The organism is Colwellia sp. BRX8-5 (genome assembly GCF_014077325.1).
In the GTDB taxonomy this organism is placed as follows: Bacteria; Pseudomonadota; Gammaproteobacteria; order Enterobacterales; family Alteromonadaceae; genus Colwellia_A.
The window spans coordinates 25,251-47,080 of record NZ_JACGVR010000034.1 but is presented as its reverse complement, the minus strand read 5'-3'; the positions used below and the strand labels follow the sequence as shown (position 1 = coordinate 47,080).

Sequence of the window (21,830 nt, the reverse complement as noted above, 5' to 3'; positions counted from 1 at the left end):
AACCTGTTGCTTGGTTATGGGTTTTCCAGACATATCTTTCTCTATTGAATTTGATATATCTAAAGTGTACCAAAACCGGTCAACCTAATTGTCGCGACCCGGCCAAGCTAATTGTCGCCTAATAGTGTATTTAATAATAAGTGTGTTTAGATAGTTACTGCTGATTTTTATTATAAAATTAACTGGCTAATAAAGGACAAAATTAGCTAGTAGCTACCAATATGGAAGTAAGTATTAAATGGATTTAACAATTTACCTCAACATGATGATCAGTGCCGCTTGGTATCTAATACCGATCTTCATATTTGCTATCGTCATAAAGTCTGCATGGTTTAAAGGTGTATTGGGTGAGTGGCAAGTTAACTTGCTCATTAAGTTTTTCTTAGACAAAAATGATTATCACCTTATTAAAAACGTGACACTTCCTACTGAGGATGGCACTACCCAGATTGACCACATCATAGTTTCAAAATATGGCATATTCGTGGTTGAAACTAAGAATATGAAAGGTTGGATTTTTGGTGGTGCTAATCAAAAGCAATGGACTCAACAAATCTTTAAACACAAATCAAAATTTCAGAACCCACTTCATCAAAACTATAAACACATAAAGACGTTAGAAGATCTTCTCTTAGTAGGGAGTAACGCAAAAAATGATTATATATTCTCAGTCATTATCTTTATTGGTGATAGTACCTTTAAAACTAAAATGCCAGAGAATGTAAGGTTTGCTCGTGGTGGTATTGAATATATCAAAAGTAAAACTGATATTATTTTCAATGTTGATGAAGTGACTACCATTATCGAGCAAATTGAAAGTGGACGATTGGAACGAAGTTTTAAAACAAATCGCCAACACATTAAGCACGTTCGAGGTATTGTAGAAGAGAAATCTGATATTAAGTATTGTTCAAAATGTGGTGCTGATATGGTCTTACGTAAAGCCAATAAAGCCAATAAAGGTAATAATGTAGATAATGAGTTTTGGGGATGTAGTTCATTTCCCAAATGTAGGAATGTACTTAAAAATGAGTCGGAGTTAAGTGTAAGTATTGATCTCTAACGTTTACCCATGCTTTCTAATGCACATTTGGGTATAGCAACAGAATCTAGTTTGGTGATTAATTTTTGGTATGTTTTCAACAGAGCAAGCGTGATAACAGCACACGTTTATCAAAAGTTCGTTAATTAATGTTAATCAATGTTTGATATAATTTTAATATAAAGGTAACTTTTATTTTAAAAAAAAGACAGACGGATAATTGCCTTGATAAAAATAGGTCTTTGCCTGTTTAATAAGCTATTAGTCGTTAAATCAACAAGGAGTGTTACTAGATATGAAAAAAATCACAATATTATTTTTATTATTACTTTCTGGATGTTCTGCAAACTATACAACTGAATCATTTGTATACCAAGATGAGCATCCTGAAAAGCAACTCAACATTACAAAAATTCAAGCTGAACTGACTGAATCTAATATATCGGCTGTTGTCTCAGCGGTTAGCTTAACCGCTGAGGATGGTATTACACTTAGAGGCGTTAAGTTAATAAACAAAGATGCTTTAGTTAATATTGTCTTTTTCAGTGCGAATGGCATGAAAATTAGCCTTTCATCGAGAATATTGAATAAATTTTCTATGTTACCTGCGAACGTTATTTGGTTTGACTATCGAGGCATGGGAGTAAGTGATAAAAAAGATATATTGTCTCTTAATAATTTACGAACAGATGCATTAAGAATCTTTGACTTTTCTAAGGGTGAATTTCCAACTAACTTACCTACAGCCATCCATGGATTATCGATGGGGTCTTTAATCGCAAGTTATGTTGCAAATAATAAAGATATAGACGCATTAATTCTAGATGGTGCTATCAATACAGTGCCAGAGTTAGTCGATAATCTAACTCCTGCTTGGTCAAAACCATTTTATTCAATATATTTATCACCTGAATTGACAAAAATAAATAATGTTGATTTTATTAAAGAATATGAGAAACCATTGCTTTTCTTAATTGGTGAAGACGATTCAACTACGCCAGTGCATAACTCGAAAGAGCTTTATGACATATCTCCAAGCTCGGTTAAAGTATTAGCGATCATTCCGGATACAGAGCATGCAGAAACAATGAAAAAAGATAAGGCAATAAAAGTATATCAGGATTTTATTAATAAATTAATTTGCTGTAAAAACGGCTAACAAGGCTTTAAAACCAACAAATAATAGCTGGCTGTTGTTCTTGCCTCACACATTCAGCCAACTATTGTTTGCCGCTTAACAAAGCGTTAGCTGCCTCAGGATATTCATGCTCAATACTAATAGAGTTAAATCGGACAATGACACATCTGCGTTCAAGGGAATGGTAAAGTGGAAACCAATTAAATCAATTTGGTTCTTAACTCATGTTGCCGCAACAGTTTTTGTTGCTCCATTTGTCCTGTCAATATCAGCCTTCTCAGTATTCGTCGTACTCACAATAATAACATTGTGTTTTGGACACTCACTTGGAATGCACCGTTTATTAATCCATCGTTCTTACGAGTGTCCTAAATGGATGGAATATTTGTTCGTATACTTAGGGGTGCTAGTTGGTATGTCAGGTCCTATAGGAATGATTATTCAACACGACCTCCGCGATTGGGCTCAAAGACAACCACAGTGCCACGATTATTTATTGCATGGCTCCAAAATATTAAAAGATGGTTGGTGGCAATTAAATTGCGATCTTGAACTTAATAATCCACCTGAGTTCATCATAGAAAAAGAAGTTTCTCTCAATAGGTTTTATCTATTTGTTGAAAAAACATGGATATTCCAACAATTAATTTTAGCTATCCCTCTGTTTCTCATTGGTGGTATTTCTTGGTTAGTTTGGGGAATATCTGTAAGGATTGTAATATCTGTAGGTGGTCATTGGTTAATAGGTTATTTTGCTCACAATAAAGGTGAACGCACATGGAAAGTAGAAGGCGCAGCAGTTCAAGGTCACAATGTTAGAATTGCAGGTTTTCTTTCTATGGGCGAAGCGTGGCACAACAATCATCATGCTTATCCTGGGTCTGCAATGCTAGGTTTGTACAGTGATGAACCTGACCTTGGATGGTGGGTTTTAAATATATTACACAACTTAGGTATTGTAAAAAACATTAAACTGCCTAAGGAGCTTCCGTTTCGTTCAGAGCTTGTCGCTGAGGCTGAAAATCTAGATAGTCGTGTAGAACGAGTTCCAGAAGATTGTAAAATAGCAAAGTTCATTCGAAACGGCACTTAGTTTGTATTTATGCGCTAACGAGTAATCATTATCTCGTGGTGTTGTTTATTGATAAAGAAAAGCTGGAGCAATGCAGAATGACTCATGTACTTGTGCGTTGTCATCGTACACAAAAGGCACGTTAACTTTTTTGGGTTCATCGTGTAAATAGAACCTTTTGTATTTAATATTAGCTGTTATTTAACCAATTATTCTTGTTATACCATAATATTTTTAACATAATATGAAGCATGGAGTTTTAACAGGTTATAAGAATATTCTAAATTTTATATATCGCTATCAAAATTATATTCGCATCCTTAAATACGTTATTACAAAATATACCGCATGTTTTGCTCTTCTAATTTTTTCACTCACCGCCATTTCAATAAGTGCACAACCTTATGTAAAATTAGATAATCTCAATAAAATCAAACTAAATGAACATAATCTCTGGTACCAAACTCAATCGATAGGGATAAATCCTACTTTTGCGGAGTTAAGTCAATTATATCAAGATGCTAAACAAGTCACTTCGACATTAGGAGGTCGCGGCGCTTATATTACTAAGATTAAGTTAATTAATACAAAAGGGCATGAAGATACTTGGTTTGTTAAGCTTCATACTAATTATCTCGATTTAGGTACCGCTTATTGGCAGCGCGACAGCGGTGAAGTTATAACGTTAGCAAACTTTGGGCAGATTGGTGGTACGAACCCGAAATTAGCTCACTCGCAAGCATTTTCCCTTTCATTAAATCAACAGGAAACGGGCACGCTGTGGATTTATATTGAAGCTAAAATGTTTGCAACACCTGTTACAGTAAAATTTTATAATAAGGCAGCATTTTACAACAAGCAATTTTTTGTCAATAGCATCACCTCTATTTCATTTGCAGTAATGCTTACGTTAGCCTTAATCGCTTTCTTTATATGCCTCAGAACCAAGTATTTGGTTACGTTGGCCTGTACTGGTTATATAGGCATACAAGGCTTAGGTTGGTTTTTAGCCTCAGGAAGTTTTGGTCATTTATTTGCGGTGTCAACATTTAACCCCGTTTACATCGCTATATGGATATTCCCTTTTGCTATTGCTTCAGCCTGTCAATTCACAAAGTTATTATTTAATTGCCAACAAGATCATCCTAAATTAGCTAAAACATTTAACTTACTGTCGATAGTTTGCTTAAGTTTAGGTTTGTTCATGCCTTTTAGTTCTTTTGCGCAGAGCTACTTAATATCACATGTTATCGCAACGCTGTGGATCCCACTCTGTATTGGTACTGGGATATTTATGCTCGCGCAAAAAGATTTTAGGGCTAAGTATTATCTAATTGGCAATCTTTTATATGGACTGACGTTAATGGGTTATGTCTTATCTCACCTTTATAAGATTGACTGGGATATTTCTCTTGAACTGATTGTGCAAATAGCGCTAACCATCGATTGTATTTGTATTCTTCTTTCTTTAGCTGAATGGTTGCAAATACAACAGAAAGAATTTCATCGCACTTATGCTATTTCACGTATTGATCCATTAACTCAAATTGGTAACCGCTTTGCTCAAAATGAAAAATTAGCCAGCTTAAAAGGGCATTACTGTATTACTTTTATTGATCTAGATGGTTTTAAAAAAATCAATGACAAACTCGGCCATGACGAAGGTGATAAAGTGCTGATTGCAACAGCTGATATCATGCAAAAAAAACTTCAAGGCCTTGGTAGCATTTTTCGCTGTGGTGGTGATGAGTTTATTTGGGTTGTTAGTATTAAAAGCTCACAACAGGTTAAGCCACTTTTGCTGAAATTGTCTGATCTACTAATAGAAACGGCAAAAGAGTTACAAGAAAAAGGGTGGAAAGATGCGGGGCTAAGTTTTGGTATTGCAACGAGTTTTGAAACCCTAAATCAATCTGAATGTTTATCACTAGCCGATAAACGTATGTATAAATACAAACAAGATAAGCAATAGCACATTTTAGCAATGTCATTTTTCGGCCTTAAAGTCGCGGATTTGCTAAAATTAATTGCTTTACAATCTTAGGTTTCACGTTTTTTCATAAGTTAACAACAACGGGTAACCCAGTTCACCTTATAAGGTTTAATAATGAAATTTTTAGTTATTATATTCTCGGTATTATTATTAAGCGCTTGCGCTTCAACAATAGATACTTACAACCCAAATAATATCTCTAGTCAAACCCTGTCTAGTGTCTCTGTAGATGACGTAGGTTTATGGGTTGGCGATTATGAACTAGTCACTGATATTACTTCAGCATTTGATACCAATGGCGCCAAAGTTATTTCTGTTAATGTTTGGGATACAGTTCCCGCAGTAGTTTATCTAAAAGAAGGTGAGTATCAATTTGTTATTCGATGTGAATCAAGGGGACTTTATAACTTTCATAATATTGATATCACACTTGAAAAAGGTCAGAAATATAAGGCTTATTGCTTGGGTAAATATGAAGACGCTTTCCTTGGTGATAGATTGACAAAGATTTTTGGTTTTATCAGCGAAGAAGATGATTTGTTGGCAGAAAAAGTAACTAATCAAAAAATTATAGATAGTTTGTAGCTGAGCTTATAAATCGTAAGGCCAGGCAATAAACACTAGATTTTTGTCCATTAATATTTTAGCAAAAAAAATCGACTTCAATAATTACGCTGAGCTCGTAAGTATCAGTCTCATGCTAAGTGTAAATTAAAATAGCTAAGTAAGTTGCTTTATCGATAAGCTTAAGGGCAAAATAAAAGAAAAACGTCACAAGGAGATATAAGTGAAAAATACAAAATTGACCTACAGTGTTTTTTCTTGCCTACTATTATTAATGTCGTGCTCACTTTTTGCAAAAGACACTATCCCGGAGCCTTTAACACCATGGGTGTCTTGGGTAATGAAAGGCCACGAAAATCTATCTTGTCCTTTCATCAATAATACTAACTTTGCTGAAAAGCAGAATCATATTTGTGCTTGGCCAAGTACGCTGGTAATAAATGTAACAGACAGTTCAGCAACGTTTAAACAATCATGGCAGGTATTAACGAAAAGTATCATCCCTTTACCCGGAAATGATAATAACTGGCCACTTGCTGTGAAGGTTAATAACAAAGACTTTCCTGTATTTAGTTATAAAGGTAAGCCATCTATTGAATTAGTCAAAGGCACTTATGTTATAGCAGGCCAATTTGAATGGTCAAAAATACCGCAAAGTATCGCTATCCCTGAACAATACGCATTCGTTAAAATGACAATTAATAACCAACTCATCGCCTTTCCTAAAATAGAAAATAATGAGCTATGGTTACAAAAGTTTGAAACGAGCCAAGAGAAACAAGACTCTCTTGATATAACGGTTGCAAGACGAATTGCAGACGGCGCTTATATAAAGCTTGAAACCTTCATTAGTATCAATGTGTCAGGTCAAATGAGAGAAGTAAAACTCGGCAAGGTACTGCCTGAAGGGTTTGAACTGATTGGCATTGAATCACCTGTTTCCTCATTTTTAGATGGTGACGGTATCTTGCACGCTAAATTGAAACCCGGCAGTTGGGAAATAAAGGTGCTAGCTTATGCACCCGCTACTTTATTAACGTGGCAAAAACCTGAACAATCTCATCATTGGCCAAAAGAAGAAATTTGGGTTTTTGAAGGGCATGAAAACTTGCGACTGGGTAAAGTTGAAGGTGCAAAAATGGTTGATAGTAGTCAAGCAAATATGCCCAATGCTTGGTATGAGCTACCGAGTTATTTAGTTAATAACGACGATTCACTGCGTTATGATATTCAACATAGAGGAAAGCCCTTACATTTAGAAAATCAACTTAACTTGAAACGCACCTTATGGCTTTCATTTGATCATTCAACTTACACCTTTAATGATGATATTAATGGCGCAATGATCAATGATTGGCGTTTAAGTATGAAATCTCCTTATTTATTAGAGTCTGCAGAAGACCAAGATGGCTCAGTATTAATTACCACCAAAGAGCCCAATGAAAGGGGCATCGAAAACCGTTATCCACAGGTAAAAATTGAAGCAAGAGGTATTATCAACTCAGCCAAACAACTACCTGTTAGCGGTTGGAACAACGATTTTGAGCGGGTATCATTGAAGCTAAATCTGCCTCCAGGCAATAAATTGTTTGCCGTATTTGGAGCCGATACCGTGTCAAACAGTTGGTGGTCAAGTTGGTCAATTTGGGCAAGTTTTATTGTTTTATTATCTTCTTTAATGGCGAGTCGATTGATTAATGTCACCGCAGGTATTGCCACTGCGGTAATGCTGCTTTTTATATATCAAGAAATAAACGCGCCTGTGATCGCCATTCTTAATTTACTTTTAGCAATCGTTATTAAAAAGCATCAACCCTTTGAACGCATGAAAGTCCTAGTTAAGGCTTATTGGGGGATCAGTATAACGGTTGCTATTGGCGCGATATTATTATTTTCTGCAACCCAATTACGAACCGTGATACACCCTCAGCTGGAGTCACGCGAATCAAGTGCAGACAGTTATAGAGAACGAGTAGTTGTAAAAAACAAAGAAGCACAGATGAGCAGAAAACGCAGTGATGTTATCTCCTCAGCAGATCTAATGAGTGCACCTGTTGAAAGAATCATAGTGTCAGGTAGTCAAGTGAAAATGGCTGAATTAATGATGGAGCGTTATCAAGCTGATGCGTTAATGCAAGCTGGCTCTGGTATTCCAAGTTGGCAGTGGAATAGCTATCAAATTAATTGGAATAGTCCTGTTGCTAAAGATCAAACGTTCGAGGTGATTGTTTTATCAAAAACCATCTATAGGTTCATTAAGATACTGGGTATATTGTTGACTTTGATTTGGCTGTTTTTAATATTAAAAGAAGTCATTAGCGAGGCATACACTAAAATTAAACCTCAGGCAGTCGCGAGTGTGTTGGTATTATTGTTCTTAATGCCGAGTTATATACCTAATGTTGAAGCCGCCGACTTCCCCAGTCAAAAACTCTTAGATGAGCTTAAGGTAAGGCTGACAGAAGCGCCATCTTGCGTGCCTGATTGTGTTGCTATCAATAGATTACACGTTAGCATTGGTGAGAAAGAATTAACCTTGGTGTTATCTGTTCATGCTAATACAGCTACTGCGTTAGCTTTACCCAAGTCTGAATTTTGGCGACCAGAAAAATTATTACTAGGTGAGACTTCAGTTGAAAATAAAATTGAAAGCTTAGTTAACTATAAAGGTTGGATATATATTCCTATTGCCCAAGGATTATCTACCATCACCTTGCGGGGGCAGGTTGCTCCCGTTGATGAATTCCAACTTGAATTTAAAGATAAGCCTAAGCATGTTAATACATCCTCTTCAGCCGCTTGGCAAATTGTTGGTCGTCAAGCTGACCGGTTAACTGGCAATACCTTGGCCTTTTTAGCTACCGATACCGATAAAAAGGAAAATGAAAATCAGCAAATTTCAACTCGTTATAGTACACAGCCCTTTGTTAAAGTGACCAGAGAACTGACTGTTGACCAATTATGGACGATACGCACTAAGGTTGAACGAATAGCGCCGAATAGCGGTTCAATAAATATTAAGGTTCCTTTAATAGCAGGTGAAAATATTACCAGCGCAGAGGTTATTGTTGAAGATAATCAAGTGGCAGTTACTTTACCCGCTGGAGTTAACTTTTTTACCTGGACTTCTATCGTTGCTCAACAACAAGACCTTCGTTTGCACGCTAAGCCTGAACAGCCATTAATTGAGCTATGGCGAGTGATTGTTAGTCCTGCGTGGCATGCAAATCTTTCTGGATTACCAATAATTCTAGAAGACCAAGACAATAATGATTATTATCGTTACTCTTTCTATCCATATCCCGGAGAAAGCCTAGATCTCACCATTACCCGACCTGTTCCAGTAAAAGGTGACGTGTTAGCCATAGATTCAGTGAATTACACTATTGAGCAAGGCACCCGTACTTCAACCTTAAGTTTATCTTTTGATTATCGAAGTACACGTGGTGGCGAGCATATTATTGAATTGCCACTAAGTTATCAGTTAAAAGAAATTAGAACGGATAACAAACTGATTAACCTTCAATTAGAAGACGATAAACTGGCAATTCCAGTACTGCCTGGTAAACATAATGTCCAGATACTGATGCGTGCCAGTGTTGAAGAAGAATTGTTGTTCTCTGCGCCAAAAATAAACTTAAATGCGCCAATAAGTAATATTACTAGTATTATTAATTTGAGTAGTCAGCGCTGGATACTTTCTGCTAAAGGTCCTCTACTGGGGCCAGCGGTACTTTATTGGGGGGAGTTGTTAGCTTTTATTTTATTAGCTTTACTCGTCTCAAGAGTGAATTTTTCACCCTTAAATACCGTGAGCTGGATAATCTTAGGCTTTGGCTTAAGTTTAAGTAATTGGGGAGTGTTAATGCTAATGGCGCTGTGGTTTGCTGCTATCACTGCTAGTACTTATCGACCAAAAAATATTAATCGACTTTCATATAATGCATCGCAGGTTTTATTATATCTGTTATCAATTGTCGCCATCGTGTCGCTTTTACTTGTGGTTCCGGCCAGCCTGTTGAGTTCGCCTAGTATGGGTATTGAAGGTAATTATTCATACGGTAACCACCTGCAATGGTTTTCAGATAAATCGAGTGGTTTGTTACCCCAAGTATCTGTGGTGAGTATCTCAACCATTTTTTATAAAGGTATTATGTTGGTTTGGGTTATTTGGCTGAGTTTTGCTTTTTTAAGTTGGATAAAATGGGCTTGGAAAGCGCTTGGTCAACAAGGCTATTGGCGAAGTGAACTCAGTAAGCAACTAGACGAAAAATAATAGCTCGTTGCAACAAAACTAGATCTATTTGAAATATTAAATGAAAATTTGATTAGATCTAGTGCTTTCATTGGTAACGGCAATAGGAAGTGTTTATTATGTAACATTTGGCATTTGCCACCCATTATTGATTATTTAACGCGGAACTTACATGAATTTAGAACAAGCTTTATTGGTAATCGCTACTGCACATGGCAACGAACTACCTGTTGAAGCGCTAGAAGCAGTTAAAATGAATTGGTCAGTGTTTTATCCTGATTTAGAGCGACTCATCGATCAATTTATTACCGATGATACTTCGCTTACCGATGAGCAACAGGCGATTTTATTTTTCGGCACCTTATTACTAGCAGAATTAAAATATGTTCCCGCGTTGTCAAAATGTCTGCAGTTATTCTCGCGCAGTGATTCCTTTTTAACTCCCCTTGAAGGGGTTTTTGGAGATGCTCTTACTGAATTAACGCCAACCTTATTTTATAATGTGGCAGATGGTAATACACAAGTATTGTCTGATTACATTGTTGATGGTCATCAAGCGATGTACTGCAAAGCTTCTGCTATTGAAGCGGTGTTTGCTCAATACGAAGTGGGTGTCATTGATAAGACCGAATTAAGTGAACATGTAACTCGCTGGCTAGCAGCCTTTTTGGCTTTACCTAATCCAATCAGTAGTTTTTTAATGAGTGCATTAGCCGATTCTTGTATTGAATATCAACTTGATAATTTCAAACATCAGTTTGTAGAATTATGTGATAAAGACTTATTTGATGAAGACCGCTTTAAAAAATCTGAGGTAAAGGCCTGGCACAGGGGAGATGCACCTAAGCTTATAGAGTCTGGTATTATTCAGGCAGAGTTTAGTGTCGTTGATACGTTAAAGGCATGGATTGATGATGACTCTGAAGATGAGCTAATCGATACACTTCCAAGTGAAGACCATGATATATTTGAGTCGTTAATGGCTGAAGGTGGTTTATTAGCTAATATCCTTTATGACGAAAAAACAATTTTAGAGAACAGCGTACCGGTGAGTTCATTAGCTATGGCTGGACGCAACGATCCATGTCCTTGTGGTAGTGGCAAAAAATATAAAAAGTGTTGCTTACAGTAAAATACAGCGCAATTAAATCCGTACCTACATTAACTCGTCAAACTAGAAAAACCGCTCATTGAAAGATTAGCGGTTTTTTACTTTCTTAAGGGAATTTTTCATTAAAATTAATCGCTATATCAGTTATCTTTTTGATGCTTAATTTTATCAGTAAATGACATCAATCTGTCATCATCAATGTAAAAATCAACATTTTATTAACAAATTTCGTTTGACGCGTCTTTGTTGCTTGCACATTTATTTTTTCTCAATACAATCAACGACAATTAAAGTTTATAGTGAAAATAACATGAAAAAATTAATCCTAGCACTTTGTTGTGCTTTGGTAAGCTTGTCTGCAAGTGCCTTAACTACGCTTGAAGATGTTAAGTCTTTTACCTTAGACAACGGTATGACCATCATCGTATTAGAAGACCATTCTATCCCTAATGCCAACATGTATTTATTCTGGAAAGTAGGCTCTAGAAATGAATATCCTGGCATAACGGGGCTTTCACATTTTTTTGAACACATGATGTTTAATGGTGCAAAAAAATACGGCCCTAAACAGTTTGACCGTGTAATGGAAGCTGCCGGCGGAGCTAATAACGCTTACACTTCGGAAAACATTACCGCTTATACTAATTGGTTCCCGGTTAGTGCAATAGAAACAATTTTCAGTTTAGAAGCCGATCGTATTGAAAACCTCGCTATTGATGAAGCTATGGTAGAAAGTGAACGTGGCGTAGTGACCTCTGAACGGTCAACTCGGTTAGAAAATTCAAATTTCAGTAAACTGCATGAAGAAGTAAAAGGCGTCGCTTTTCGAGCACATCCATACAGTTGGGGGGTTATCGGTCATCAGTCAGACATAGATAATTGGTCGATTGAAGATCTCAAGGCCTACCATAAAACGTATTATGCACCGAACAATGCTGTTGTGGTTATTAGTGGTGATGTCACCTTAGCGCAAGTAAAAAAACTCGCAAATAAACATTTTGCACCGATCAGCGCACAATCAAGCCCAAGAAAAGTACATACCGTTGAGCCTAAGCAACTCGGTGAGCGTCGAACATACGTGCAAAAGGAATCTTCAACCTCTGCCAATGTATTATTTGCTTTTCACGTACCAGAAACTCGCCATGCAGATTATTATCCATTGAAAATGCTTGCCTCTATTTTGGGTGATGGCCAAAGTTCTCGTTTGTCTAGAAGTCTGGTTGATGATAAACAAATAGCAACAAGCGTTTTTACTTATATGCCGGATTCATTTGATCCCAATCTATTCTATGTTTTCGCTACCGCTACCAGTACGGTAAAAGCGAGTGTGCTTGAGCAAGCGATGGTGGCAGAAATTAATAATATTATTGTTAATAGCGTTACTGAGCATGAGCTCACCAAAACCAAAAATATTGCTCAGGTAGATTTTTATCGCACGCTTTCCACAATCAATGGCAAAGCAAATACGTTAGGGACATATGCGTTATTTTTCGATGATTATTCGAAAATGTTTACGGCAATTTCAGACATGAACAAAGTGTCAGTCGAAGACATTAAGCGTGTCGCAAGTACCTATTTAATAAAGTCGAACCGCACGGTTGGCATTTTAGCTGCTGAACAAGACAGCAGCGAAGGAGATTTATAGATGAAACATTCCATTTTATTTATTTGCAGCTTTATCCTGACATTAAGTCATCCAGTATTCGCTGAATTTACTTTACCCGATTATCAAAAGCTGACATTGAAAAATGGCTTAACCGTTTATTTGATGGAACAACATGAAGTCCCTTTAGTCGATATTAGAGTGGTGACTAAAGCTGGCGCAGTTAATGACGGTGACAATTATGGCTTAGCGAACTTTACGGGTACTGCGCTTGGTTTTGGTAGTAATAAATTATCAAAAAAAGAAATTGAAGATTTATTTGATTTTCATGGGGCTAACTTTAGCAACAACGTTGGTATGGAGTCATCTACGTTAAGCTTATCTATTGCCAGTAAAGATATTGATGGATTGTTGCCAGTATTTAGAGATATTTTATTAGCGCCAAGCTTTGAAAATGAAGAATTTATTAAAGAGAAAAAACGTTACCTTGAAAACCTAAAACAAAGTAGGGAGCAACCCGGGCGAATTATCGGCGGTGCATTTAACCAGCTATATTTTCAACAACATTTATTAGGAAACCCTGTTGATGGCAATATTTCAACTATCGAAAAGCTTTCTCTTAAACAAATAAAAACTTTTTACCAGGCATTCTACTCAGCAAATAATAGCGCACTTATAGTTGTTGGCGACTTTAATAGCAAAAGTATGGAAAAAAAGATTAATGATTTATTTTCAGACTGGCAAACTAAAAATATAAGTGCCCCTAATTTAAAGAGCTTTAAAGCTCCTGAAGAATCAAACGTATTGGTTGTTAATAAAAGTGATGCTAACGAAAGTACTTTTATCATAGGTGGTAAAGGGATAGCGTCTAATCATCCTGATATGGTTGCCATAAAAGTGATCAATACTATATTGGGTGGTAGATTTACCTCGTGGTTAAATGACGCATTACGTGTTAATTCGGGTTTAACATATGGCGCGAGAAGTCAATTCAATAGCTACTCAACCGCGGGTACGTTTGTTATATCTACTTTCACTAAAAATGAAACAACCTTTGAAGCCATCGATTTAGCGCTAAAAACCTATGACAGGTTATGGGAGCAGGGTATTGATAAAGATACCTTAGAATCTGCTAAAGCTTATGTTAAAGGGCAATTCCCTCCAAAATATGAAACAAGCCGTCAACTGGCTGGTTTACTAGCTACTATGTGGGTTCAACAGCTTGATAATACTTTTATTAACGATTTTCAAAAAAATGTTGATGCGCTAAATGTCATCAAAGCAAATGAGATTGTTAAAACTGTTTTTCCAAGAGAAAACTTACAGCTAGTCATTATAGGTAAGGCTGACATCATTGTTGAAAAAGCAAAAAAATACGGTAAGGTAAAAGAAGTTGATATCAATACGGTTAGTTTTTAGATGTGTAATAAAAACGCATAACGCTAAAATTTTTAGCATATAAAATTAAGTGCGCAGTACTATACTGCGCACGTTGTAAACAGAGAGAACCCAACGAGAACAGCAACCATCGCTTTATTCAATAAGCCTCAATTATTGATAAAAAAACACTGAAAAATTGATCACACTGGAGTATTATTTTTAATGGAACTACAGATAAATGTTATAGATGCATTCACTGATGAGACGTTTAAAGGCAACCCCGCGGCTGTCATTATAACCTCAGACTGGCTGACTACAGAGCTTATGCAGTCTATTGCTATCGAAAATAACCTTTCAGAAACTGCCTTTGTTAAACAAATTAATAATCAAACGTATGAAATACGGTGGTTTTCACCGATAACCGAAATTGATTTCTGTGGGCATGCCACGCTAGCTGCTTCATTCGTTATTTTTGCTAAAGATAACACAATTAAAGAAATTAACTTTTTCGCAAAGGCCGTGGGCGATCTGTCAGTTACAAAAACCCCCGATGGCCTTATACAGATGTGTTTTCCTAATAAAGAGCCCGCTGTCGTAAATGATATTCCTGAGGCGCTATTAAATGGTTTGTCGATTAATCCCATCGACGTTTTATTAAATGACCAAGCGTATTTTGTTATTTACAAAAATGAAAGTGATGTGCTCGCTGTTATAGCCAATAGTGACGAATTAAAGCAGCTTGCTCCTTATGATGTAGTGGTGACATCGACATCAACAGAGTTTGATTTTGTCTCTCGTTACTTTTGGCCTGCAAATGGTGGTGATGAAGACCCAGTAACGGGCTCTATTCATACTGGATTAATGCCTTATTGGTCTAAAAAGTTAAACAAAACCGACCTTATCGCTTACCAAGCCTCTAAGCGAGGAGGAAAACTGATGTGTCGCATAGAAGGAGATAAAGTTTATATCTCAGGTAAAGCGGTGCAATACTTAACGGGTACAGTTACAGTGTAGCGTTTTAGACAATTAAGGGCGCTTTACGCTATCGCTCAGTGGACATTAAAAATAACTCTCCCTTTAAGGAATCTCATGTTAAAAACACCGATAAATTTATTGAATAAGTTCACTCATTTTTCTGATCAATGGTCACCAAGAGTGGTTGCCCAAATGAATGACTATCAATTTAAATTGGCTAAAATTCAAAATGAATTTACTTGGCACTCGCATCCAGACACCGACGAAGTTTTTCTTGTTATAGAAGGTGCTATGAGTATTGAGTTTAGGGATGGCAAAGTGGACCTTCTTGCGGGTGAAATGTATGTTGTGCCAAAAGGCGTTGAACATAAACCTCATGCAAAAGATGAATGTAAAATAATGCTTATAGAACCTTGTGGTGTCGTTAATACCGGAGATTCACCAGGAGAGCTTACCGCTCAGAATGATCTTTGGGTATAAAGTATATAGCGATACTTTTACTTTGCTAACGGGCATTTTTACCCTATTGGCTTTTGTAGGTGCCGCTCTCTAAACTGTTAGCACAGAACATTGCAACGCTAATAACCTCTAGTGTAATCATCATAGGTTTCACAATGTTACTTATGCGATATAAAACTTATACTATCAAAGCAAAAATGTATTTCCGTTTAATTTTAGCAATGTTGGTGCCGCTAGCTTATACAAGAACAAATATTCCATATAAGTTGTGCTAAACCTAGGTGGATAGATCTTATTCTCTTATTGATACGTATATAGAAAAAAAGGTTGATTTGATAAATATATGTTGATTAATTTAATTGGTTTTAATGTTTCATGGTTTGGCTTGGTTTATTGGGGTAATAATTTTATTCCATTCGCCTTTATGCTTCTACTTGCCCACTTGTTTTTTCAATCTAAGAATTATAAAGAATTGTTGTTAATCTTGTTGGTCAGCGTCATTGGTATTGGTGTGGACTCATTATTACAGCAGCTCAATATTTTCATTTTTATTGAAAAAGCTCATATTCCTTTTTGGCTGATGATGTTGTGGGCTAGTTTTGCCGCCACCATTTGTCATAGCTTACAATTTTTAGCTTCTTCTAAGGTCCTTCAATTAGTGATAGGAGGATTAATATCACCATTAAGCTATATTGCTGGTTATAAATTATCAGCGGTTGATTTTGGTTATTCTATGCTTACAACTTATACCCTTTTAGCGTTGGTATGGGGGACATTGTTTATTTTGTTTTTTTATTTGAAATCAAAAATTATTACCCAAGAGGTAAATCATGCTTAAATTTTATGCTCGATTGATCGTTATCACCATGTTACAACAATTTATTACCGTTCAAGTGTTAGCAACTGATGATATCAAGCCAGACACATTAAATAATATTCTTACAGAGCAGGTTTATATACCTGTTGGTCAAACAACTTTTTCTGTGCTTTTTTGGGACCTGTACAAAAGTAAATTGCTGACAACTTCTGGAAAATATCCTATTGAGTTAACGGATGAAAAATTGTTATACCAGATTAACTATTTGACTGACATTTCAAGTAAAGACTTAATTGAACGTACAGTCGAGCAATGGCAGCATTTAGGTGTACCAAGAGAAAACTTTGAAAGCTATGTACCTATGCTTGAAAAAATATGGCCTGATATTAAAGAGGGCGATAGCTTGTCTTTATATGTCAGTAATAATAAGAGTACTTTTTATTTTAATAACGATCTTATTGGTGAAATTGAACAGCAAGAATTTAGTCAACTTTTTCTCGATATATGGTTATCAAAAAATACCAGTGAACCTAAGCTTAGGCTTGAATTATTAGGAATTAACAAAGATGAATAAATATATAAGAACTCTAGCTTTTATTACCACAAGCTTATTTATTTCTAGCTGTTCGGTAGAGTTAGAGGAATACAAACCAGTAGCTAAGCCATTTGATATAAAATCTTACTTTGATGGTAAGGTTATTGCTTGGGGAATAGTTCAAGATTATACCAATGAAGTTAAAAGACGTTTTTGTGTCGAAATTGAAGGAAGTTGGCAAGAAGATCAGGGTGTACTTGCAGAAAAATTTTACTTTGATGACGGTGAAATAAGCTACCGTAATTGGCAATTGACTAAACTATCTGATGGAAGTTATGTCGGCGGTGCAGAAGATGTTGTCGGTGAGGCTATTGGCAAGCATCAAGGTTTTGCTTTTCAGTTTCAATATACATTATCGTTAAACCTTGATGGTGACATAATGGAAGTTGCTATGGATGATTGGATGTATCAGTTAGATGAAAATAAGGTCTTTAACAAAACTGCTATGTCTAAATTTGGTGTTCAGGTTGCTGAAATAACATTGTTTTTTGATAAGGAAACAACAAACCAAAGCTGTCAGTCTAATTAAGTTATTGTAGTAGGTCAGTTAAAGCGGCTTCAATTTTATTATGTTTAAAAACGAAACCGCTATTTAATAGTTTTTGTGGTACCACATTTTGTCCATACAGCAACAACTCTGCCATTTCACCAAAGATAAGTTTAAGTAGTGGGGCTGGCGTAGTAAAAAGGCTAGGACGATGAAGTGATTTTGATAAAGCTTTTGAAAATACTTCATTGGTTACCGCATTAGGAGATGTCATGTTTACTGGTCCTGACAAGTTGTCATTATCAATTATATGTAATATTGCAGAGACCATATCGTCAATGTGTACCCAAGACATAATTTGATCGCCCTTACTTATCTTCCCGCCAACACCTAATTTGAACGGTAATAACATTTTAGCTAGGGCACCAGAACTCTTATCTAATACTATCCCGGTACGTAATAGAGCAACCCTAGTATTTGCTGAACAAGCAAGTAACGCTTTTTCTTCCCACTTTGCACAGACTTCATGAGTAAATTCTTGATGAAAATCTCTAAAGGTTTCATCAATGGCTTGACTGTTTTGTCGACCATATATCCCAATTGCACTGCCAGAAATAAGCAAACTTGGTGGTTTTTCTGCGATAGAAATTAACTGTGCTATTTCTTCAGTAATATCCCATCTGCTTTGACAAATTCTATTTTTTTGCTCTTGTGACCAACGCTTATCAGCAATAGGCTCGCCGGCTAAATTAATAACAATATCAGTGCTTTCTATGTTGGTAAGTAAGAGTTTATCAATAAACCGGACTTTTTTGTTTATGACTGAACTCGCAGATTTAATATTTCGAGTTAACACCGTAATCGTGTTTTTGTCCGTATTTATAGATTTAATCAATGCTTGGCCAATGAGGCCAGTTCCACCGGTAATAAGATAATTCATAGGTACATCCAATGATTAGAATAACTAAATTAATACGAAGTATTAATCTTATAAGATCATTCAAAATTGTTTTAATATTTTATCAAAATATTGTGAACTTTGTCTTTTTTATGCGTGATTTGAAATGAAATTAACTCAATAAGCTTATAATGGAAGCCAAGTGAAATATTTTAAAGTATTAACAGTAGCCATTATAAATATGTTTTTTCTACAAGCTTGTAATGATGATAAAGCAACAGAGACACAAAAAGAAAAAATAACCATTGTTGATGCTGCTATTAGTAATGGCAGTTTTAGTACATTAGTCGCAGGACTTCAGGCTACAGGAATAGATGCAATATTATCTAACACCAAAATATCTGTTGGTATCGATACCGTAATTCTTGATTAATAGCTCGTATTACATTTTCTAATTAGTTGATATTATGCCCCTGCCTATGGGGCTTTTTTTTGCTTATTATTTACTTTTAAGTGATCGATTATCTGGCCATTAACGTATAACTGAACATGACGATAACAGTTAATCTTTATCGACAGGACATAGTAACTCTGACTAAGACATAGTTTTACCTTTTAATGCATAACCTATTTATATGCATATTTTTATGCCCCAGCTTATGGGGCTTTTTTTTACTTATTATTTACTTTTAAGTGATCGGCTATGTGGCCATTAACGTATAACTAAACATGGCGATAACAGTGAATCTTTATCGACAGGACATAGTGACTCTGACTAAGACATAGTTTTACCCTTTAATGCATAACTTATTTATATGCATATTTTTACGCCCCAGCCTATGGGGCTTTTTTTTGCTTATTCTTTACTTTTAAGTGATCGATTATCTGGCGATTAACGTATAACAAAACATGACGATAACAGTTAATCTTTATCGACACGACATAGTAACTCTGACTAAGACATAGTTTTACCTTTTAATGCATAACCTATTTATATGCATATTTTTATGCCCCAGCCTATGGGGCTTTTTTTTGCTTATTATTTACTTTTAAGTGATCGATTATCTGGCCAATAACGTATAACTAAATATGACGATAACAGTTAATCTTTATCGACATGACATAGTGACTCTGACTAAGACATAGTTTTACTCTTTAATGCATAACCTATTTATATGCATATTTTTACGCCCCAGCCTATGGGGCTTTTTTTTGCCTGTTACTTATCTTTATGTGATCGATTGCTTGTTTTTTAACGTATAACAAACAATAACGATAGTAATGAACAATTAATATCTATCGGCTTTGATTCAAGCATAGTGGCCTGACTAAATGTAGTTTACCTTTGATTCATAGGTTACTTATATAGATGTTTTAGCCCCGGCTTAGATGATTTTTTATATAATTGTGATCATTTTTTGTTCATGCACGTATATATTAATAAGATAATAGAAGTAATAAATATATGAAAATAACTACAATCAATCTACCTGTTTTTCCTTTGCCTATATTCCTTCTACCTGAGGGAGTTACCAAATTAAGAATATTTGAACCGCGCTATTTAAAAATGGTGGGTATTGCTTCTAAAAATGGTGGCTTCATTATATGGTCGAAGAATAGCAACAATGATATTTCAAATTCATTGTGGGGAAGCTGGGTCGAAATTATTAATTTTGATCAAGGAGATGACGGAATATTAGAAATTGATGTTAAATGTAAATCATTAGTAGAAATTAATACGTTAACCTTGGATAGCGATAAATTGTATTTTGGTGATGTAAAGCAAATTCAACATTGGTCACAATCTTCAGTCGATACTTCACTCTCTGAGTTGTCAGAGTCTTTAGCAAACGTATTCACGAACAATCCGGACTTAGATGATTTATATCAGCAAAAAGAAATCACTCGTCCAAGCTGGGTTATTGCAAGATGGCTAGAGTTGCTACCAATAGATTTAGACATAAAAGCTACATTTGTTATTGATCATGATTTTCAAGCCGCAAAAGAATTGGTTCAATCTGTTATAGATAAATAAATATATTAATTAGTGATCTTTATTCATTTGTATCCGTATAAGCATCTAAATATAATAAAAGCGAAAAGCGGTGATAGAAGTGATGCAAACTAACTTGCTAAGCACAGTGACAAGTGTTAAATCTAGTAACATGACAGAAAAAATTAATCATCCTCAGCTTTGTCAGTGGCTTAACGACGTAGCATGCACAAGAGATAAAAAAGCATTCACCGATTTGTTTCAATTTTTTGCACCTAAAATTCAACGAATTGCCCGGGGTAAATTCCCTAATGAAGCTCAAGCTAGCGAAGTGGTTCAAGAGACCATGAGTAATGTTTGGCGCAAAGCCCATTTATTTGATAAAGACAAAGGAGCTGCTACGACTTGGGTTTATACAGTCATGCGAAATGTCACTTTTGACATGTTACGTAAGATTAAGGGCAACAAAGAAGACAACCTCAGTGATGACATTTGGCCATTAGCAGAAAGCCAAGTGAGTGAAGAAGAATCATTTGATGATCATCTTGAAAATAAAGAGCTTTTATCAGTAATTGAAAAATTACCAGAAGCACAACAGCAAGTTGTTAAAGGTTTCTATTTTATGGAAATGTCTCAAGAACAACTAGCGAACCATCTAAATCTACCTCTAGGTACTATAAAATCTCGTTTGCGTTTAGCTTTAGCGAAACTCAAAGTGCAGTTAGGAGAAAATCATGATTAAACATCACCCGAAATTTGAGTTAATACAGTCGTTTGTTAATGGTGATTTACCCGCTTCTTTGTCTGCAGGTATTTCCATTCACGCTAGTATGTGTCCAACTTGCCAACAGAAAATATCACTGTTGACTGACCAAGTAGCAGAATTGAATTTTGATGAGTCAGCTACAAATATCACTCACAGTGGTGGCGATTTAGTTGCTGAAGGTATTCTAGCGATAAATTTTGATGACATGATTAATAGCATCACAGATTCTGATGCGATTGATGTTATGCAACCGGTTGAAAATAAAATTATCAGTTTTAAAGATAAGTCTTATCAATTACCTAGCGTATTGAATAATATGATGTTGGGAAAAACAGCACATATAGGTAAATTAGCAAGAAAACGTGTACAGCTTGATGAAAATGAAATTCATACTAATTTGTTGCACATGGAGCCAAGCGGCTCTGTTCCACAACATACCCACAAAGGTTTTGAGTTAACGTTATTATTAGAAGGTTCTTTTCATGATGAAAAGGGTGAATATGTAAAGGGTGATTTTATTATGCTTGATGGTGAACATCTTCATAATCCAATTTCAAGCAGTGGCTGCCTTTGTTATACTGTAGCTAATGACGCAATGCATTTTACACAGGGCATTAATAAATTGCTGAATCCAATAGGTTCCTTTATCTATTAGGTAAGCAGATGTTCTAACATTTTTAGG

Annotated in this window: 19 protein-coding genes; 18 read left to right on the top strand and 1 reads right to left on the bottom strand. The window is 35.7% G+C overall.

Annotated features, from left to right (window positions below):
* The first annotated feature begins 238 nt into the window (after window positions 1-238).
* The 14 genes from H4J62_RS16970 (at window position 239) to H4J62_RS16905 (ending at window position 17,533) form a co-directional block, all read left to right on the top strand.
* On the top strand, window positions 239-1,063 hold the full coding sequence (locus tag H4J62_RS16970) for an NERD domain-containing protein (protein ID WP_182217308.1): 825 nt from the start codon (window positions 239-241) through the stop codon (window positions 1,061-1,063).
* 274 nt (window positions 1,064-1,337) lie between these two features.
* Complete coding sequence (locus H4J62_RS16965; protein ID WP_182217307.1) at window positions 1,338-2,201, top strand: alpha/beta hydrolase; 864 nt, start codon at window positions 1,338-1,340, stop codon at window positions 2,199-2,201.
* Between the two features lie 106 nt (window positions 2,202-2,307).
* A complete protein-coding gene (locus H4J62_RS16960; protein WP_182217305.1) occupies window positions 2,308-3,273 on the top strand; it encodes an acyl-CoA desaturase in 966 nt (321 codons plus the stop codon).
* 223 nt (window positions 3,274-3,496) lie between these two features.
* Window positions 3,497-5,224, top strand: a complete 1,728-nt coding sequence (locus tag H4J62_RS16955) for a diguanylate cyclase (protein WP_182217303.1) — start codon at window positions 3,497-3,499, stop codon at window positions 5,222-5,224.
* A gap of 135 nt (window positions 5,225-5,359) precedes the next feature.
* The gene (locus tag H4J62_RS16950; RefSeq protein ID WP_182217302.1) at window positions 5,360-5,830 is read left to right on the top strand and encodes a hypothetical protein; all 471 of its coding nucleotides are present in this window, start codon (window positions 5,360-5,362) and stop codon (window positions 5,828-5,830) included.
* Between the two features lie 202 nt (window positions 5,831-6,032).
* Entirely contained in the window at window positions 6,033-10,085 is a 4,053-nt protein-coding gene (locus H4J62_RS16945) for a hypothetical protein (protein ID WP_310733549.1), read from the top strand.
* 151 nt (window positions 10,086-10,236) lie between these two features.
* Window positions 10,237-11,196, top strand: a complete 960-nt coding sequence (locus H4J62_RS16940; RefSeq protein WP_182217300.1) for a DUF1186 domain-containing protein — start codon at window positions 10,237-10,239, stop codon at window positions 11,194-11,196.
* 289 nt (window positions 11,197-11,485) lie between these two features.
* Window positions 11,486-12,820: a pitrilysin family protein gene (locus H4J62_RS16935; RefSeq protein WP_182217298.1), complete on the top strand. Its 1,335-nt coding sequence runs from the start codon at window positions 11,486-11,488 to the stop codon at window positions 12,818-12,820.
* The gene (locus H4J62_RS16930) at window positions 12,821-14,197 is read left to right on the top strand and encodes a pitrilysin family protein (RefSeq protein ID WP_182217297.1); all 1,377 of its coding nucleotides are present in this window, start codon (window positions 12,821-12,823) and stop codon (window positions 14,195-14,197) included. It begins immediately after the preceding gene.
* Between the two features lie 183 nt (window positions 14,198-14,380).
* Window positions 14,381-15,172 carry a PhzF family phenazine biosynthesis protein gene (locus tag H4J62_RS16925; RefSeq protein WP_182217295.1) on the top strand — a complete coding sequence of 264 codons (792 nt, stop codon included), beginning with the start codon at window positions 14,381-14,383 and terminating at the stop codon, window positions 15,170-15,172.
* A gap of 75 nt (window positions 15,173-15,247) precedes the next feature.
* Window positions 15,248-15,613, top strand: coding sequence for a cupin domain-containing protein (locus tag H4J62_RS16920; RefSeq protein ID WP_182217293.1), 366 nt, complete (start codon window positions 15,248-15,250; stop codon window positions 15,611-15,613).
* Window positions 15,614-15,935: 322 nt separating this feature from the next.
* A complete protein-coding gene (locus H4J62_RS16915) occupies window positions 15,936-16,430 on the top strand; it encodes a DUF2878 domain-containing protein (RefSeq protein ID WP_070373616.1) in 495 nt (164 codons plus the stop codon).
* Entirely contained in the window at window positions 16,423-16,983 is a 561-nt protein-coding gene (locus tag H4J62_RS16910; RefSeq protein WP_182217291.1) for a chalcone isomerase family protein, read from the top strand. The genes H4J62_RS16915 and H4J62_RS16910 overlap by 8 nt, the downstream gene beginning before the upstream one ends.
* Window positions 16,976-17,533, top strand: coding sequence for a DUF3833 domain-containing protein (locus H4J62_RS16905; RefSeq protein WP_182217290.1), 558 nt, complete (start codon window positions 16,976-16,978; stop codon window positions 17,531-17,533). The genes H4J62_RS16910 and H4J62_RS16905 overlap by 8 nt, the downstream gene beginning before the upstream one ends.
* Window position 17,534: 1 nt before the next feature.
* Here the strand turns inward: H4J62_RS16905 and H4J62_RS16900 are convergent, their stop codons facing one another.
* The gene (locus tag H4J62_RS16900) at window positions 17,535-18,431 is read right to left on the bottom strand and encodes a TIGR01777 family oxidoreductase (RefSeq protein WP_182231353.1); all 897 of its coding nucleotides are present in this window, start codon (window positions 18,429-18,431) and stop codon (window positions 17,535-17,537) included.
* Window positions 18,432-18,591: 160 nt separating this feature from the next.
* On the opposite strand from H4J62_RS16900, the gene H4J62_RS16895 reads away from it, so the two are divergent.
* The 4 genes from H4J62_RS16895 (at window position 18,592) to H4J62_RS16880 (ending at window position 21,803) form a co-directional block, all read left to right on the top strand.
* Window positions 18,592-18,822 carry a hypothetical protein gene (locus H4J62_RS16895; protein ID WP_182231352.1) on the top strand — a complete coding sequence of 77 codons (231 nt, stop codon included), beginning with the start codon at window positions 18,592-18,594 and terminating at the stop codon, window positions 18,820-18,822.
* Between the two features lie 1,032 nt (window positions 18,823-19,854).
* Entirely contained in the window at window positions 19,855-20,424 is a 570-nt protein-coding gene (locus H4J62_RS16890) for an LON peptidase substrate-binding domain-containing protein (RefSeq protein WP_182217286.1), read from the top strand.
* A gap of 130 nt (window positions 20,425-20,554) precedes the next feature.
* Entirely contained in the window at window positions 20,555-21,124 is a 570-nt protein-coding gene (locus H4J62_RS16885) for a sigma-70 family RNA polymerase sigma factor (RefSeq protein WP_404842425.1), read from the top strand.
* On the top strand, window positions 21,117-21,803 hold the full coding sequence (locus H4J62_RS16880; RefSeq protein WP_182217285.1) for a ChrR family anti-sigma-E factor: 687 nt from the start codon (window positions 21,117-21,119) through the stop codon (window positions 21,801-21,803). Before H4J62_RS16885 ends, H4J62_RS16880 begins: the two co-directional genes overlap by 8 nt.
* Window positions 21,804-21,830: the final 27 nt, after the last annotated feature.

Coding starts and splice junctions, on each gene's coding strand:
- H4J62_RS16965 (WP_182217307.1), top strand. CDS start 1,338: ATGAAAAAAATCACAATATTATTTTTATTATTACTTTCTGGATGTTCT.
- H4J62_RS16910 (WP_182217291.1), top strand. CDS start 16,423: ATGCTTAAATTTTATGCTCGATTGATCGTTATCACCATGTTACAACAA.
- H4J62_RS16960 (WP_182217305.1), top strand. CDS start 2,308: ATGCTCAATACTAATAGAGTTAAATCGGACAATGACACATCTGCGTTC.
- H4J62_RS16905 (WP_182217290.1), top strand. CDS start 16,976: ATGAATAAATATATAAGAACTCTAGCTTTTATTACCACAAGCTTATTT.
- H4J62_RS16940 (WP_182217300.1), top strand. CDS start 10,237: ATGAATTTAGAACAAGCTTTATTGGTAATCGCTACTGCACATGGCAAC.
- H4J62_RS16920 (WP_182217293.1), top strand. CDS start 15,248: ATGTTAAAAACACCGATAAATTTATTGAATAAGTTCACTCATTTTTCT.
- H4J62_RS16880 (WP_182217285.1), top strand. CDS start 21,117: ATGATTAAACATCACCCGAAATTTGAGTTAATACAGTCGTTTGTTAAT.
- H4J62_RS16890 (WP_182217286.1), top strand. CDS start 19,855: ATGAAAATAACTACAATCAATCTACCTGTTTTTCCTTTGCCTATATTC.
- H4J62_RS16885 (WP_404842425.1), top strand. CDS start 20,555: ATGACAGAAAAAATTAATCATCCTCAGCTTTGTCAGTGGCTTAACGAC.
- H4J62_RS16935 (WP_182217298.1), top strand. CDS start 11,486: ATGAAAAAATTAATCCTAGCACTTTGTTGTGCTTTGGTAAGCTTGTCT.
- H4J62_RS16900 (WP_182231353.1), bottom strand. CDS start 18,431: ATGAATTATCTTATTACCGGTGGAACTGGCCTCATTGGCCAAGCATTG.
- H4J62_RS16955 (WP_182217303.1), top strand. CDS start 3,497: ATGAAGCATGGAGTTTTAACAGGTTATAAGAATATTCTAAATTTTATA.
- H4J62_RS16930 (WP_182217297.1), top strand. CDS start 12,821: ATGAAACATTCCATTTTATTTATTTGCAGCTTTATCCTGACATTAAGT.
- H4J62_RS16925 (WP_182217295.1), top strand. CDS start 14,381: ATGGAACTACAGATAAATGTTATAGATGCATTCACTGATGAGACGTTT.
- H4J62_RS16970 (WP_182217308.1), top strand. CDS start 239: ATGGATTTAACAATTTACCTCAACATGATGATCAGTGCCGCTTGGTAT.
- H4J62_RS16950 (WP_182217302.1), top strand. CDS start 5,360: ATGAAATTTTTAGTTATTATATTCTCGGTATTATTATTAAGCGCTTGC.
- H4J62_RS16915 (WP_070373616.1), top strand. CDS start 15,936: ATGTTGATTAATTTAATTGGTTTTAATGTTTCATGGTTTGGCTTGGTT.